At 54.8% G+C, this 16,291-nt stretch carries 13 protein-coding genes, 2 pseudogenes and 1 other annotated feature; of the genes and pseudogenes, 10 read left to right on the top strand and 5 right to left on the bottom strand.

What is annotated here, in order from left to right:
* Nucleotides 1–40: 40 nt before the first annotated feature.
* The 3 genes from ACYJRZ_RS26110 to ACYJRZ_RS26100 all read right to left on the bottom strand — a co-directional run bounded on the left by ACYJRZ_RS26110 (nt 41) and on the right by ACYJRZ_RS26100 (nt 3,472).
* Nucleotides 41–1,354 carry a flavin monoamine oxidase family protein gene (locus tag ACYJRZ_RS26110; protein WP_459463725.1) on the bottom strand — a complete coding sequence of 438 codons (1,314 nt, stop codon included), beginning with the start codon at nt 1,352–1,354 and terminating at the stop codon, nt 41–43.
* A gap of 29 nt (nt 1,355–1,383) precedes the next feature.
* Nucleotides 1,384–2,781 (bottom strand): aldehyde dehydrogenase family protein, encoded by a 1,398-nt coding sequence (locus ACYJRZ_RS26105; protein ID WP_024899997.1) that lies wholly within the window; start codon nt 2,779–2,781, stop codon nt 1,384–1,386.
* A gap of 283 nt (nt 2,782–3,064) precedes the next feature.
* A complete protein-coding gene (locus ACYJRZ_RS26100) occupies nt 3,065–3,472 on the bottom strand; it encodes a Rid family hydrolase (protein WP_024899996.1) in 408 nt (135 codons plus the stop codon).
* 538 nt (nt 3,473–4,010) lie between these two features.
* On the opposite strand from ACYJRZ_RS26100, the gene ACYJRZ_RS26095 reads away from it, so the two are divergent.
* From ACYJRZ_RS26095 to ACYJRZ_RS26055, 9 genes are all read left to right on the top strand, one after another.
* A complete protein-coding gene (locus ACYJRZ_RS26095) occupies nt 4,011–4,760 on the top strand; it encodes a maleate cis-trans isomerase family protein (RefSeq protein WP_024899995.1) in 750 nt (249 codons plus the stop codon).
* A 12-nt stretch (nt 4,761–4,772) separates the two neighbouring features.
* Complete coding sequence (locus ACYJRZ_RS26090; protein WP_024899994.1) at nt 4,773–5,555, top strand: alpha/beta fold hydrolase; 783 nt, start codon at nt 4,773–4,775, stop codon at nt 5,553–5,555.
* 26 nt (nt 5,556–5,581) lie between these two features.
* Nucleotides 5,582–6,610 (top strand): leucyl aminopeptidase, encoded by a 1,029-nt coding sequence (locus tag ACYJRZ_RS26085; protein ID WP_024899993.1) that lies wholly within the window; start codon nt 5,582–5,584, stop codon nt 6,608–6,610.
* A 61-nt stretch (nt 6,611–6,671) separates the two neighbouring features.
* Nucleotides 6,672–7,304, top strand: coding sequence for an isochorismatase family protein (locus ACYJRZ_RS26080; RefSeq protein ID WP_024899992.1), 633 nt, complete (start codon nt 6,672–6,674; stop codon nt 7,302–7,304).
* Nucleotides 7,305–7,438: 134 nt separating this feature from the next.
* Complete coding sequence (locus ACYJRZ_RS26075) at nt 7,439–8,554, top strand: ABC transporter ATP-binding protein (protein ID WP_243016884.1); 1,116 nt, start codon at nt 7,439–7,441, stop codon at nt 8,552–8,554.
* Between the two features lie 2 nt (nt 8,555–8,556).
* The gene (locus ACYJRZ_RS26070; RefSeq protein WP_024899990.1) at nt 8,557–9,462 is read left to right on the top strand and encodes an ABC transporter permease; all 906 of its coding nucleotides are present in this window, start codon (nt 8,557–8,559) and stop codon (nt 9,460–9,462) included.
* Nucleotides 9,455–10,255, top strand: coding sequence for an ABC transporter permease (locus tag ACYJRZ_RS26065; RefSeq protein WP_024899989.1), 801 nt, complete (start codon nt 9,455–9,457; stop codon nt 10,253–10,255). The genes ACYJRZ_RS26070 and ACYJRZ_RS26065 overlap by 8 nt, the downstream gene beginning before the upstream one ends.
* A gap of 31 nt (nt 10,256–10,286) precedes the next feature.
* The gene (locus ACYJRZ_RS26060) at nt 10,287–11,321 is read left to right on the top strand and encodes an extracellular solute-binding protein (protein WP_440636984.1); all 1,035 of its coding nucleotides are present in this window, start codon (nt 10,287–10,289) and stop codon (nt 11,319–11,321) included.
* Between the two features lie 160 nt (nt 11,322–11,481).
* Nucleotides 11,482–12,177, top strand: a complete 696-nt coding sequence (locus tag ACYJRZ_RS26055) for a TetR/AcrR family transcriptional regulator (protein WP_459463724.1) — start codon at nt 11,482–11,484, stop codon at nt 12,175–12,177.
* 393 nt (nt 12,178–12,570) lie between these two features.
* Here ACYJRZ_RS26055 and ACYJRZ_RS26050 read toward each other — a convergent pair.
* Both ACYJRZ_RS26050 and ACYJRZ_RS26045 read right to left on the bottom strand, forming a co-directional pair.
* Nucleotides 12,571–13,218 (bottom strand): annotated as a pseudogene (locus tag ACYJRZ_RS26050) (transposase).
* A gap of 292 nt (nt 13,219–13,510) precedes the next feature.
* Nucleotides 13,511–14,709 (bottom strand): annotated as a pseudogene (locus ACYJRZ_RS26045) (IS3 family transposase).
* Nucleotides 14,323–14,425: a sequence feature (AL1L pseudoknot), on the bottom strand. It overlaps the preceding pseudogene by 103 nt.
* Before the next feature lie 528 nt (nt 14,710–15,237).
* On the opposite strand from ACYJRZ_RS26045, the gene ACYJRZ_RS26040 reads away from it, so the two are divergent.
* A complete protein-coding gene (locus ACYJRZ_RS26040) occupies nt 15,238–16,272 on the top strand; it encodes an extracellular solute-binding protein (protein WP_024899825.1) in 1,035 nt (344 codons plus the stop codon).
* Nucleotides 16,273–16,291: the final 19 nt, after the last annotated feature.

The following is a 16,291-nucleotide window of genomic DNA, read 5'->3' as shown; positions in this document are numbered from 1 at the left end:
ATGCCTGGGCTCCGTCAAGCACGGAGCCCAGGCATAAATATTAAGCGGTCGCCTTCATAAAGTGCCGAATTTCCCGGCCGACTCGGATTCCGCTCTCTATCGCACCGTCAATATACTCATGCCATCCGTCCGCAGTGGCAGAGCCAGCAAAGAATAGACGGTTCTCCGGTTTTGCCATGTCCTTGTATCTAGAGAACCAACCTTTCCTCATGGCGGGGTAGCTCGTGCGGGCGTACTCATCCATTGCCCAATTATATGGTAGCGCTTCAAGTACCTCGACGTCGCCGTGGATTTTGCGTATTTCGGCAGCAATCGCGTCAAAATTCTCGAGGTTAATCAACGATTGCCGGCCAATCGTGATCTTGAGGATCGTCCCAAGTTCATCATCATATGCGTAAGTTTGCACAGCGTTGAATGGGTTAGGGTCATCACAGAAAGTGAATGTGTTACCAAGGTTCTGGCGTACATGGACGTAAAGCTCCGCACCGTCAGCCATCTCGGCGTGTTCGATAAATGCGCGCTTTTCGGGTGGTAGTGGTGGTTCGAAACGAACATCTGCGTAAACTTTGGTCGGTAAGGTAAGCACGCATGTGAGCGCGCGAAACACCCTCTTATCCGCAAGAGTCACCGTGACACCGTTGTCCGTCTGCGCGACAGCTTCCACAGGCACACCAAACTCAGAGTCTGCGCGGCAGTCATCGAAAATCGCTTGGCAAAGTGCCTTTGTGCCGCCTTGCACGTGGTATCGCTTTTCTGAGTCAGTGAAGGTTATCGTGTCCCAAGAGGCAAGCGCGTGGAACTTAACAAAACTCGGGTAACTAAGTTCAGTGGTTGGGGCGCCGCCATAAAGCGTTAACTCCGCATTCATGGAGGCTAGCTGCAACTCGTTCAACCCAAGGGATTCGAGATGATCACGGGCAGACACGCCGTCAAGATTGGAGACCTCGTGATTGTCCAAAGGCGAATACGGCCGCGGGAACAACTCTCGTGAGCGACTGCAGAACTTCTCGAACGCGGTGGTATACTCCTCGTCAAAAGTTGCAGGCGGCACATCGATTTTTTGGCCGTCCGCGAATACCATGTAAGCCTTATCCAGGTCCGCTAAGGGAGCTTCTTTAAATCCGAAGCCGTAGCGCTGCATCTCAGCGAAAACGTGCGGTTGGCACCAATGCACGCCGGCACCGCCTATCTCGACGGGACGACCCAGGAAATTTACGACGTGCGTTCTGCCGCCAAGTCTGTGACGGGCTTCGATAATCAGCACCGACCTGCCCTGTGCCGACAGTTCCCGTGCCGCAACTAGACCGGAAAACCCGGCACCTACGACGATTGCATCATATATCTTTTCTGTCATGTGCTTTCTCCTGCGTCGACTTTTATGAGTTAAGCTGCGTTGAGGATTTGTACGCGTGTGAATTCGTGAAAACCCTCCGGCCCGGCTTCCAGTCCAATTCCGGACTCCTTAGCTCCGGGAAAGGGAATATCCGGAGCGAGTGCCTGGTGTTGGTTGATCCAAACATTTCCCGATTCTAATCTCATGGCGAGTGCGCGCGCGCGCGTAAGATTGCTGGTCCAAATCGACGCACCGAGACCAAATGGACTCGCGTTGGCGCGGCTGATGGCGTCGTCATCATCGGTGAAGGAAATCAGCGGCGCCACTGGTCCGAATTGCTCCTCGTCCACCAGCCGCGAGCCGTCCGTAATGTCGCGAACGACCGTCGGCTCAATGAAGTATCCTGGTCTGTTGGCTACCCGTCCGCCAGCGATGATGATGCCATCTTTTTCCGCAATGGTGAGATACTCTTTGACTTTCTCGAACTGCTCGAGGTTCTGGAGAGGGCCAAGGTTGACGTCCTCGTCCAGGCCGCAGCCAAGTTTCAGCTTTTGCACAGCGATTGCGTACTTCGCGGCAAATTCATCATAAATCGAGCCTGCAACATATATGCGCTTGGCCGCGACGCAGACTTGGCCGGCATTAAGAAATGCCGCGGAGACCAACCCGGGGATGACTTGATCAATGTCTACATCGTCCAGGACAATTGCTGCATCGTTCCCACCGAGTTCGAGTGTTACCCGTTTTAGCGTGCCGGCAGCGCTAGCCATCACCTTTTTGCCCGTTGCTGTAGAGCCTGTGAACGAGATCTTTGCAACATCCGGGTGGTCGGTGAGTCTTGCGCCGAGATCGTTTCGATCGGAGATTACGTTGAAGACGCCGGGCGGAAAAATACCTTCGGCAAGTCGCCCCAGCTCTAGCGAGGTTAGCGGCGTCGTCGGCGCAGGTTTCAAAATCACGGTGTTTCCGGTGATGAGGGCGGCACCGAACTTATTGCTGGCGAGAAGCATCGGAAAATTCCACGGCGTAACGCAAGCGATCACACCCAACGGAACGCGGTGCAGTTCATATTTGCCCCGCGTATGGCTGCGTATTTCCGGTGAGGTCTCGTACGTTGCGAAATAGCGGATGCCGCGGATCGTCGCGCCGACCTCATACGTCGCCTCCGCCAGAGGTTTACCTTGCTCACGCGTAAGAAGCCGCGCAAAGTAGTCGACCTCCTGCTCTAGCCTGTCCGCCAGTAGAAGTAAGCAGGCGCGGCGGGTCTCTAACGATGTTGCGGCCCAATCAGGAAAGGCGTTCTTTGCTGATCTCACAGCCTCTTCGAGTTGTGTGGTGCTGGCGTAGGGTGCTGTCGCAAACATTTCGGCAGTGGACGGGTCGATGACCGGCATTTCTCCGGTACCCGGCACTAGACGGCCGTTTATTAGCATGTTGAAGTTTGTCACCTTTCTTTCCTCCTATTGGACTTTTTGGCGGGCTTATAGATGGGCAGGCGTACCGATCAGCTGGAGCAAGCCCGTTTTGACGAGACTGCATCTCGAAAGACTTTGATCTATTGGCAGCCCTTTGCAGGTACGCACCAAAATGGAGCTGAATTAGTCGCCGCTAACTTGGACGACACAGGCGGCTCGTGATCTTGTTTCTAGCGGACTGCGGCCAGAGCATTGACAAAACTGATCGCTAGCGTCCGATGGGCCGGGCGCTCCTCGGGGCTAACACGCTGCTAGTTCATGGCTCGCGCGACCGTGGCAGGTATGCGACGGCTGTGGTCTCCACACGAATTGCTGGGCTTATAAAACCGACCACCTGCATGCCAACAACCGAGGGGCCTTGTTGCCCATAGAATGCTTGCCGATGGGGAAAGAGCTGTTCAGTATATTCTTTCGCGCCAACATTGTAAAATATTACTTCACTTACGATATCCTGAGGCGTCCCACCAAATTCCCGCAGCACTTCTCCGAGTATCTCATATATACGTTTCATCTGAGAACCGGCGTCCTCGGCAAATAGTTCATTCCCTGCGTTATCGGTGGCTGTCAAACCGCCGATGAATACATAGTCGCCCGCCCTTACGGCAAGGGACATGCTATAACCGTTCTCCATCTCGGGTATTCTGTGGAAAAATTGCGGCTTCATATTTCTGACCTCCTCTTGGCTCTCACGCACAACGCGCGTATTTCACGCTCTTCGCCGACATGAAAGACAGCGCCCCCTCCAAATCTCGGCTCCGAACTGTGCGCCTAACACTTCCTCCAGTGCAAAAAGGATCACCGTCCATGCAAATGGGCGTTCGGATTGGAGAATAGCCTCGCGGATGCCGCTTAAGCAGCCACTCTCGCGCCGCCACTCCCCAACAAGGTGGGTTCGAACGTAATTATTCAAGGGTATATTAAGTTGAAATGCGTGGCAAGTGTCATCAAGGCACCGCGGCTTTCGGTGGCCCGAGTGGCGACTCCATGCCGCGGCCCTATCACCCGCGGCGAAATCACATAGCCAGACAAACATGAGGTGAAAACAATACGTTACGTGAGAAGAGCGGTAAACTAGAGCTTAAGGCGCAGGCAGTGGGTTTGGTAAGCGTCGAGTCCCTCATGGGCCCAAACCACTTTTGACTTGTAATTCTTTCTTTGAATAATTAATGTGGTGAAACCTACTCGAAACAAGGGGCCTGCAAATGAAGCGCTTTCGTATTGGTCAGATCGTTCCAAGCTCCAACATTACGATGGAAACCGAGATACCCGCGTTGTTGCGAGCCAGAGAGCTCGTATCGCCAGAGCGTTTCACGTTCCACTCGTCTCGCATGCGGATGAAGCATGTAACCGCCGAGGAGTTGAAGGCCATGGACAGGGACAGCGACCGGTGTGCGCTCGAACTGTCGGATGCGCGCGTCGACGTGATGGGTTACGCCTGCCTGGTAGCAATCATGGCAATGGGGCATGGCTATCATCGCCAGTCGCAGGAGCGCCTGCACAAGGCAACGGTCGACAACGGCAATCCGGCGCCGGTGGTGACGTCGGCCGGAGCGCTGGTCGAGGGCATCAAGGCGATTGGCGCGAAGAAGATCGCGCTCGTCGCGCCTTACATGAAGCCGCTCACTGAGCTCGTCGTGGACTACATCCGCAACGAAGGCATCGAGGTCAGCGTATGGCGCGCGCTCGAAATTTCCGACAACCTCGCGGTGGCCGCACACGATCCGATGAAGCTGCCCGGCATTGTCCGTTCGATGGACACGAGCGATGTCGATGCCATCGTGCTGTCCGCCTGCGTTCAGATGCCCTCGCTTGCGGCTGTTTCCGAAGCGGAAGCGGTGACTCGTAAACCGGTCTTGACGGCGGCGATCGCCACCACGTGGTCGCTGTTGAAGGCGCTCGACCTCGAGACGCGCATTCCGGGTGGCGGCACGCTGCTTTCCGGTGCCTATTAAGGGGAGGACGCATTGGCTCGGGGATACAACGTTAACGCAAACGGCATTCGCCAGCACTTGCTCCACTATGAGGGGCCGGGACCGCAGGTGCTGCTCATTCCTGGCATCACGTCGCCGGCCATCACTTGGGGCTTTGTGGCCGAACGGCTGGCCGCAAGGTTCGACGTGCATGTGCTTGACGTGCGTGGGCGTGGCTTGTCACAAGGCGGTGCGCTCGACTTCTCGCTCGATGCCATGGCAGAGGACGCCGTTCGGGTCGCTGAAGCGGCGAGCCTCGACCGACCGATCCTGCTCGGGCATTCGATGGGCGCGCGAACCGGGATACGTGCCGCTCGCATGTGTCCGTCGGCCTTCTCGGGGCTGGTTCTGGTCGATCCACCCGTCAGTGGGCCAGGCCGACGGGGTTATCCGGCATCATGGAGCTGGTACGAGGACTCGATCCTGCTCGCCCAGCGCGGCTGCTCGCCGGAGGAGATGAAACATTTCTGTCCGAGCTGGAGCGAAGAACAGCTCGCCCTTCGTGCCGAGTGGCTGCACACCTGCCAACTGGACGCGATCCGCACCGCCTTCGACGGATTTCACTCCGATGACATCCACGCCGATCTGCCTGCGCTCCGCCTACCGATGCGCCTGGTGGTAGCAGGCGGTGCAGCGGTTATAGAGCCGGCCGATGTCGAGGAGATCAAGCGCCTCGTACCGGCAGTCGAGGTGCGAACGGTCGAGCGCGCGGGGCACATGATCCCGTGGGACGACCTGGAGGGCTTTCTCGCCGCAGTCATGGACTTTGCAGCATAGTTTTCAAAAAAAAGGGATTCTGAGCAATGGACCACACGAGTTTCACCGAAATCTGCCTCCACCAGTTGAAGATGTCCGGCGTGCGCGACGGCGAGCGCCTTGTCGTGCTCACGCAGGGCAATGAACGACTGGACTATGCAAATGCGTTTCTTGCCGCTGGCCAACGTCTTGGCGCGAACATGTACCACATGCGCCTGCCGGCGCCCTTGCCGACGGGTGGCTGGAATGTTGGCGTCACCGGCCTTGCCGCGATGCCAGATGCCGTTGAGGCCCTCAAGAACTGCGACATGTTGATCGACTGCATCTTCCTGCTGTTCTCACCGGAGCAGATGGCGATCCAGGCCGCCGGTACGCGCGTGTTGACAGCGGTTGAGCCGCCTGAACTTCTGGCTCGCATGCTTCCTTACAAGGAACTGCGGGAGAAGGTGGAAATTGGTGGCGAGATCCTCTCGAGAGCCAAGGTTATGCGGATCACGTCGCAGCACGGGACCGACGTTACATACAAGCTGAACACCTATCCCACGATCACGGAGTACGCGTGCACGGACCAACCAGGCCGGTGGGACCACTGGCCGTCTGGCTTTGTCTTCACCGGCGGCGACGACGATGGCGTCGACGGCCAGATCGTAGTCGCGCCGGGCGATATCTTATTGCCGCAAAACACCTATGTGCGTGAGCCCATCATTTACACAATCGAGAAGGGCTGGATCACCGACATCCGTGGCGGCCTCGATGCCGAAATCGTCAAGTCTTACATGCAGTCTTTCGCGGATCCGAAAGGTTACGGCATGAGCCATGTCGGCTGGGGCATGAACCCCCAGGCAAAATGGCATAACTTCGTGCCGGGCGCCTTTCCAGGCGGCATGGGCATGGAGCCGCGTTCGTTCTACGGAAACGTTATGTTCTCGACCGGCCCTAATAACGAGCTTGGCGGTCCAAACGACACACACTGCCACCTCGACATCCCGATGCGCAACTGCTCGCTCTTCCTTGATGACGCACCGATCGTCATCGATGGGGATATCGTCGTGCCGGACATGAAAATGGAACGATAAAGATCAAGTCCGAGATGCACCTCAAAATGCGGTGCATCTCGGACACAGTAGGAGACGCGCGATGTCGCAGGAAGAAGTATACGAAGCGGCTGGTTTCGGCCGACCAGTGGAGCGGGGTTCGCGTCCCGCGATTGTGATTGTCGATTTCACGTACGGGTTCACCGATAAACAGTACCCAACTGCGGCTGATATGAGCACCGAGATCGCGATGACGCGCCGTATAGCGGATGTTGCGCGCGACGCTGGATATCTCGTGATTTTTACTACAATCTCATATCATCCAAGTGAGGTGGGTAACGTTGCCTGGCTCAGGAAGGCGTCGGGTATGTCGGCGTTGCTTGAGGGCAGCCGTCTGGTCGAGATCGATGAAACTACCGGGGTTCGACCGGAAGATCTGATCTTAACTAAGAAAGGTGCCTCGGCATTTCACGGCACTTCACTTGCCTCGCTACTGACGGCTGCATGTGTCGATACCGTCGTAGTAACGGGGGCAACGACGTCAGGATGCGTGCGGGCAACGGTCGTTGACGCTGTTCAATCCGGCTTCAACGTTCTGGTGCCGCGCGACTGTTGCGCCGATCGGGCGCAGTCACCGCATGATGCAAGTCTGTACGATATTCAGCAAAAATACGCCGATGTGACCGATGCTGTCGACGTCTTGAATTGGCTGGGCTCTCTACGAACGCATCGCTAGATCGCCGCACCCGCTATGCAATGAATGTGCGCCGTACAAAACACCTATTAGGGCTAAAATGATCTGAAATGGCGCGATAGGGTGTATGCTTAAACGCTAAAATGAGAGGTGTTACACGCACTGTGGACGCCTTGATGACAAAAAACGTTCCGGGAACGCAGCAAATTGGGTGGAATATGATCGAAATCAAAGATGTGAGCAAGGTCTACGGGGTGGGGGCAGGCGCCTACACAGCATTGGATAGTGTATCCCTGACGATCCGAAAAAACGAATTTTTCACACTTCTTGGACCGTCTGGCTGTGGGAAAACGACGCTACTTCGTATGATCGCCGGCTTTGACTTCGCTACGAGCGGTACATTGACGCTCGACGGGGAGAATCTGATCAACAAACCCCCGTATCTACGACCTGTAAACACTGTATTCCAATCCTATGCCCTCTTCCCGCACATGACCTGCGCGCAGAACATTGCTTTCGGACTGCGAATGCTGCGTAAGCCAAAGGATGAGATTGCTAGAACTGTCGCGGAAATGTTGGAACTTGTGCAGATGACCCGCATGGCCGACCGGTTGACTAACCAGTTATCTGGCGGGCAGCAGCAGCGCATCGCTCTGGCCCGTGCCCTGGCTCCCCACCCGAAGGTTCTGCTTTTGGACGAGCCCTTATCCGCGCTGGACTTCAAGCTACGCAAGGAAATGCAGATCGAACTCAAGCGCCTGCAAACGCAAACCGGCATTACTTTCGTTTTCGTCACCCATGACCAGGAAGAGGCGCTGACGATGTCGGACCGTATTGCGGTTATGAGTGCCGGTAAGGTCCGGCAGATCGGCCTGCCACGAGAAATATATGATCAACCGGCAGATCGCTTCGTTGCCGATTTCATAGGCGAAACCAACTTCCTTCCAGTCAATTTATCTTCTGTTGACGGTAGGGACGCCTGTATCGAATTCGAACCAGGTATACGATTGCGAGCGCGAGCACCGAAGGATGGGTCACGCGCTGGCCCGGTAACGCTGGCGGTGCGGCCAGAACATGCTGAGATCGTCCCGGCTGGGGCTGGTCATCTCGACGGAGAGTTGATGAATATTGTCTATTTTGGCACTGGTACCGCATATCACGTCCGCGTGCGCGAAGGCGGAGTTTTTGTCACGCGAACGCAAAATGCAGACTCGTCGACCGAAGCTATTTCTGTTGGCGATCGCGTCGGCATCCGCTTGCGTGACGGCGCGGCCCAGATTCTGGGAGACTAACCATGCATCCCTCCGTGAAACGACCGACCATATCAAAGGCGCAAGCGCTTCTGATTACACCTGCATTGTTGATTCTTCTCCTAGCCGCAATCATCCCCGTCGTATTGATAACTATCTATTCCTTCCTCACTCCCGGGGAATACGGAGGGATCGACTGGACGTTCTCAACCGAGAGCTGGGTGAATGTCGTCCTAAAGCGAGATTTCTTCACTAACGAAGTCAATTGGGCGACGGAACACCTGGTGGTATTTTGGCGGTCAATAAAACTTTCGATTATGACTGCGCTCCTAACTTTTCTGTTTGGTTTTCCTGCCGCCTACTTCATCGCGACTCGCCCACCGCATCGCCGCGATTTCTGGTTGACGTTGATAATGTTGCCGTTCTGGACAAACATGCTCATTCGGACCTTCGCAATGATGCAACTGATCCGGAACGAGGGCGTATTCAATAACGTGCTCGTCGGCTTGGGAATAATCAGTTCGCCAGTCCAAATACTCTATACCGAGACCGCGATCATGCTCGGTATGACATATGTTTACCTGCCGCTTATGGTGCTTCCTATCTACTCATCAATGGAGCGATTCGACTTTCGTTTAGTGGAGGCAGGATACGATTTGTATGCCCGGCCATTTCAGATTATGCGCGAAATAATCTTGCCTGTTGTTAAGCCTGGTGTCGTCGCCGGCGTGGTTCTGGTTCTCATCCCTTGTCTCGGCGACTATGTCATAACGACAGTTCTTGGCGGAGGAAAACAACTGTTGTTGGGCAACCTCATTGGGATGCAGTTCAGTGCACTCCGCAACTGGCCGCTCGGCTCGGCACTTTCGCTGACCCTCTTAATAATCGTCGGAATTGCGATGATCGTCTTCGTGCGTGCCACGGAAAAGGAGGAGGGCGTCAATGGCTAAAACGTTCAACGTTCGTCATATGCCGGGCATTAACCTAGTAGCGATGCTATGCTTCCTGATACTATATATGCCCATCGTGCTATTGATCATGTACTCTTTTAATGCGGGCGAGGCTCTTTCCATCTGGGAGGGATTCTCGTTCCGCTGGTACGCATCGGCATGGCAGAACGCGGCAGTAAAGGAGGCGGCTGCTCGTTCTCTGACACTCGCAGCTGTCGCCGCAACCGTCGCTACGGCAAGTGGGGTTCTTTTCGCCCTAGCGACTACCCGAACGCGTCCGTGGAAAGGACAAGGATTGGCACTTGCTGTGGTCAATCAGCCGCTAATGGTCCCGGAAATAGTGACCGCGGTCGGGCTGCTGAGCTTCTTTTCGGTGCTAAAAGTGACCACTGGTTACACGGGCATGCTCTATCTTGTCGTCGCACATTCAGCATTCTGCATTCCGTTCGCCTACATGCCGGTTAGAGCGCGGCTTAAGGGGATGGACTTGAGTTTGGAGCAGGCCGGTGCAGATCTCTACGCCCGGCCAGTGGAAGTCTTTCGACACATCACACTGCCACAGCTTTGGCCGGGCCTCCTTTCTGGCTGGATGCTCGCCTTCGTCATTTCGCTCGACAACGTAGTCATTACAGAGTTCGTGAAATCCGCCGGGCAAGAAACTCTACCCACATATATGCTCGGCCAGCTCCGGCGAAGAGTAACACCTGAAATCAACGCAATCTCCACGGCGCTAATACTTGTATCTATATTATTCGTCGTGGCGACTTATTTACTTGGGCGACAGCGCAAGTAATAAAATGAACATAAACAGAAAGGGAACAGACATGAATAGAATGGCAGTCTCAATCGCCGCAGGTGTGGTGCTACTCACATCAATTCCGGCTTCCGCAGAAGGTATCTTGAACATCTACAGCTGGGGAGATCTTTGGAGCCCTGAGATGATCAAGAAATTCGAGGAACAATACGACGTCAAGGTGACATTTTCGGAGTACGATAGTAGCGATACGGCGCTGGCAAAGCTGAAGGCCGGTGGAAACGACTTCGACATGATCGTCGCAGCATCCACATATATCCCAATCTTCATCCAAGAGGGCTTGTTGTTGAAGTCCGAACCTAACAAGCTCGAGAATTTCAAGAACGTTAATAAGCGCTGGATTGATGTCAGTTTCGATCGCGGCCGCGAGTATAGTATCCCTTGGGAGTGGTCAACGGTCGGCCTTAGCGTAAATACCTCAATTTATAAGGGCGACATCAACACGGCGGCGCTGCTATTTGATCCTCCCGCCGAACTACAGGGCAAGATCAACATTATTCCCGAGATGATGGACGTTATGGGCCTGGCGATCCACTACCTTGGAGGCGACAAGATTTGCACCGACGACAAAGCCCTTCTGCAAAAGGTCCGTGATAAACTGCTGGAAGCAAAAAAGCATTGGATTTCCATGGATTACAATACTATCGATCCGATGGTAAAGGGTGACTTTGCGGTGACGAGTGACTGGGGTGGGCCGGCCTTTATCAAAAGGCAGCGCAATCCCGACATTGCATATGGCTATCCCCAAACCGGCTATGGATTGGCCATGGATAACCTTGCTATTCTCGCTGATGCGAAAAATATCGACAACGCCAAGCTATTTATGAATTTCATGATGGATCCCCAAAACGCGGCGATGTTGTCAAACTATATAAAGTACCCCAATGGCATCGACGGCTCAGAGCAGTACATGGATAAGGAAATGACCACGTCACCTGAATTCGTGGTGCCGGAGAATTTGGCTGGTCCTTCATACTGGAATGAGACCTGTTCTCCCGAAATTCAACAAATCTATGGCAGGATTTGGACAGAGTTGAAAATGTAGCCCGCGGAAACTTGAGTCGGCAGGCCGCTTCGTGCGGTCTGCCGATAAATCAGTTGCTCGTTGGGTAACAGCTGATCTGCCAACTACCCATTGTCTTAGGCGCGTTCCCCCGTTAATTAATTATCCGCATCCTTAATTCACTAATATTTTGGTGCATCGAATGGGCGGAGAAGTGATGCTACAACAAGCGAAAGCCTCCAAGGGAAGGCGCAAACCTGGGCGGCCGAAGCCTGGGATTGATTATAGAGATCTAATTTTAGATGCTGCCGAACTGATCTTCGCAGACGAAGGGTTCGCTGGCTCGAAAATGCGCGATATTGCCAACAGAGCTGGTGTCAACCAAGCTCTTATCCGGTACTACTTTGGCAGCAAAGAGGACCTGTTCGACGAGGTTTATCGTCGGCGCGGGGCATTGCTATCGGGGAGGCGCCATGTACTGCTTGACGAGGTGCTCGCCCGTCCGACGAGCTTGCGCGTCGAGGACATCGTGCTCGCTTATCTCGCTCCTCAATGGGAGATGAAACACAGCGGCCCTGCGGGTGCCGCGTTCGTCAGATTGCAGGCGCGTCTGCACGCTGAACCGGCTGAGCATTCCTTTCGCCTCCGCCGCGAAGTCTACGACTCATCCGTTAAGCGATTTGTCAACGAGATAGCTCTCCTCACCCCTGATATACCGAAGGACATTATCAGCCTACGCATGGCGTTCTTGGTTGGCACTTATCTGTTCATGTTGAATGATCTTGGTCGGTTGAACGATCTAACTGACGGTCAACTAGGTGCAGTCGGCAAAGACGAGATGCTTAAGCAGCTAACGGCGTTCTTGACCGCCGGCCTCAGAGCGCCTGTGCCGGATTAAACTGGCGTTGGAAGTGATCTTGGCCCCAAGCTTTGTCCAGTTTTGGGTTCTCAATGCGCTCCTAAGTCCACTCTTAAGAGCGCAGACTCACGGGAGACGCGGAACCTCGCAAGGCGGTTCACGCCGGAGGGATACCATCTTGCAGAATTCTTATTATCTCCGGGCAAGGCCGAGATCACCTCGAAAGCTTAATGCCGATCATCGGTGCCGGAACGTACTCGCTATGCTTTGAACAGCTTGATCAGTCAATGGGTAACCTGATCAAGCAGATAGATAAAAATTAGACGAAGCTGGCGAAGGTTGGTCGTTCAGCTCCGGTCCCAAGTCGGCTGTTCTAGGTTCCAGGTGTCGGCCCAATCACATCTTCGGTCGTCGCCGTGACTATTCCGGACGCTAGTGGATTGATTCCAACACTTGGTGCCCCCGTTTGACGGCGGCAATGATTTCCTCGGGATCTGCCTTCCATTCGAAAGGGCGCGGTTCTTGGTTGTGCTCTTTGATGAACCGGTTGATGGCCGCCTGCAGGTCGACGACGGAGTGGAAGACGCCGTGCGTCAACCGTCGGCGTGTCAGTTTTGCGAAGAAGCCCTCGACGGCGTTCAGCCATGAACATGATGTTGGAACGAAGTGGAAGGTCCATCGCGGATGCCTTGCCAGCCAGGCGCGGACCTTCGGCTGTTTGTGGGTCGCGTAGTTGTCGAGAATGACGTGGACGGCCTTATCCTTCGGCAGTTCCGCACAACGTCAGCGCGACCACCTGCTCGACCAGTGCCGGATCGAGTGGAGCGATGCCGGGCGGGCGGCTCTTGTCGCGCAAAAGGCCATCCACACCGTCGGCCATGAACCGCTCCTGCCATCGCCAGACGCAGGTCTTCGATTTGCCGGTCGCCGCATAATGGCCACCGTTCCCAAGCCGTCGTCGCTCATCAGGATGATCTTCGCTCGCCACGCATGCTTCTGCGGCGAACCGCGGTTGGCAACGATGGCTTCGAGCCGGGCCCTGTCGGCGGCGGTGACGTCAAATGCAATACCGGAGCGCATGCTGGACCGTCGCACATTCGACAACCGATGGGAATCCAAAATCGGACTCTTTTGTCGCGATCAATCCACTAGGATGTTTCGCTCGGACCCAGAATTCGCTGCATGACCTAGCCTGACCCCGCGTTAAAACTCCAGCGGTGGTACCACTCGATTGAGAGGGATTAAGAGACAGGGAGACGCAAAGCGGGTGGACACCTAGGGGCGGGCAGTTCGATGAGAGTGCGATTGTAGACGATGCCTTCTCTCTGGCCTTTGAACCGCGCCGGCTTTGCCGGAGACCGTTTGGTTTAAGTTATGCGGCCATAGCCGGTGCGTCCAGCATGGCATAGTATCGTTCTTCCGCCTCGGCCGGCGGAATGTTTCCGATTGGCTCGAGAAGGCGGCGGTTATTGAATCAATCGACCCATTCGAGCGTGGCGAACTCCACGGCTTCGAAGTTGCGCCACGGTCCCCGTCAATGGATGACCTCGGCCTTGTAAAGGCCGTTGATCGTTTCGGCGAGAGCGTTGTCATAACTGTCGCCAACACTTCCGACGGAAGGCTCGATGCCCGCTAACCGCTCGGAATAGCGAATGGACACGTATTGCTAGCCGCGATCGGAATGGTGAACCAGTCCGCCGCGATGGACGGGCCGCCGATCATGAAGTGCCTGGTCGAGGGCATCGAGGACAAAGGCCGCATGCACCGTTCGGCTTGCCCGCCACCCGACGATGCGGCGGGCGAAGGCATCAATGACGAAGGCCACGTAAACGAAGCCCTGCCAGGTCGCGACATAAGTGAAATCGGATAACCACAGCATGTTCGGCGCTGGAGCGAAGAACTGTCGGTTCACCCGGTCGAGTGGGCATGGAGCGGACTTGTCCGACACGGTGGTTTTGACTGGCTTGCCGCGAATGATGCCTTGAAGTCCCATCATTCTCATGAGCCGTGCGACGGTGCAGCGAGCGACATCGAAGCCTTCTCGCTGCAACTGTCGCCAGACTTTCCGCACGCCATAGACCTGGAAGACCTCGTTGAACACCCGGCGTATCTCGATCTTCATGGCCATGTCGCTCCGGGCGCCCCGGAAGACCGGCGGCAACGCTAAACTGGGGAAGATTCAAACGGCACTTCTGGGGAGTATTGATCCGGTATCGACACGGTGTTCGTCGATGAAGGAAATCATCGCTTCAGTGGGCGGTCGAGCTCCGCCTGGGCAAAATACGCCGAGGCTTTGCGTAAAATCTCATTCGCCTGACGAAGCTCGCGGTTCTCCCGCTCCAGAGCCTTCATCTTCTCGGCAACGTCACTCGGCAAACCTGCACGCTTGCCGCTGTCTACCTCGGCCTTCTTCACCCATTCATTGAGCGTATGTGCCGAGCAGCCGATCTTGGCGGCAATGGAAGACACAGTCGCCCATCGCGAAGGATGCTCCGCTTCATGCTCGACCACCATTCGAACAGCGCGGGCGCGGACTTCAGGAGAAAATTTGTTCGTCGTCTTGCTTGTCATAGACCCTACTTCTCACGAGTTGGGGTCTCCAGCAAAGCCGGGGCGCTTCACTTCGCCGATAGCGGCGTCTTCATCCGGTCGGAAAGCACTTCCACCAACGGCCTCTCCTCTCTAAAGCCGCGATGTGGCAGTGCAACACAGTCGAAAGGTTCTTTTGCAAGACGAAGCACCCACCTTATCATCCACCTTGAGGAATGACGTGGCAGTAGATCGTTAAACTGAGGTTCGGCGCAAACACGGCTCTGGTTGCGGGCCATCCGGCAGAGGTCTGCGCTTCGGTCTACCAAGTGCGTCATCCCACTGCGGGTAGCAGGCATCGGCTTCCGCGCAAGAGGCTCGTTATCCTCCGACGCGAGTTCAAACTGCTTGATCTTCAGATTAAGATGCCGCGCCGGCTGGCATCAGACTTTCGGCAGACGCGTCCAATGCGAGACCCGGGCCGACCAAAAAATTCCTATTTGGATTAATTAATTTTTCTTAGCCCTGTGATCGGTGTAAGGTGACATCCGCCAATAGGGAGGAAATATCATGATAACCAAAACCGCCTTGATCGCTGCTTTGACGACAGTCCTCGCAAGTGAAGTTGCCTACGCGGATGGAGAACTCAACATTTATACGTATGGTGGCTACACAAGCGCAGAAATGATCAAAAAATTCGAGAGTGAATACAACGTAAAGGTTACAATCTCGGAGTACGATACAAACGATACCGCCTTGGCAAAATTAAAGGCTGGTGGACATGGGTTCGATCTTTTTGTTGGAGCATCTACATACACCCCGATTTTCATTAGGGAGGGGTTACTTTTTAGGTCAAATCCAAATGAAATGGCAAACTTTCGAAACGTGAATAAGCAATGGGTGGATGTGCCTTTTGATCCGGGTCGGGCATATACAGCACCATGGCTCATAAATGTCGTCGGAGTCAGTGTGAACACGTCAGTATATCAAGGCGATATAAATACAGCGGCGATTATATTTGATCCGCCAAACGAACTTAAGGGGAAAATCAACGTACAGCCCGAAATGCTGGATATAATGGGGCTCGCGATCCATTATCTGGGCGGGAAAGAGCTTTGCACCGATGACAAAGTCCTTCTGATGAAGGTGAGGGATAAGCTTCTCGAGGCGAAGAAGCATTGGATCTCTATGGACTATATGACACGTGAACCCATGATCAAAGGCGATTACGCTGCATCGGCTGATTGGAATGGAGTTGCTCTACAGGAGCGCTTGCAGAACAAAGATATCGCGTTTGGTTACCCGCAAACAGGCTTCCCGTATTGGATGGATAACATTGGCGTTGTAGCCGGCGCCCCAAACTTGGAAAACGCGAAGCTTTTCATCAATTTCATTATGGATCCGCAGAACATCGCTCTTGAGTCGGATTTCACCAACTTTGCAAATGGAATTGACGGCTCGGATCAATTCATGAAGAGCGGAATTGCTTCAGCGCCGGAGTTTCTAATTCCGGACAATTTGAAAGGCGCGGGATACTGGGCTACGACCTGCCCACCCGCGATCCAAAAGCTGTATGGCGCGATTTGGTCAGAGGTTAGAATGTAGACATCGAGTCTTCGCAGCA

It is taken from the genome of Rhizobium sp. No.120, assembly GCF_054558365.1.
Note: the sequence above shows the minus strand (reverse complement) of the source record. Positions and strands in the feature narration are given on the sequence as shown.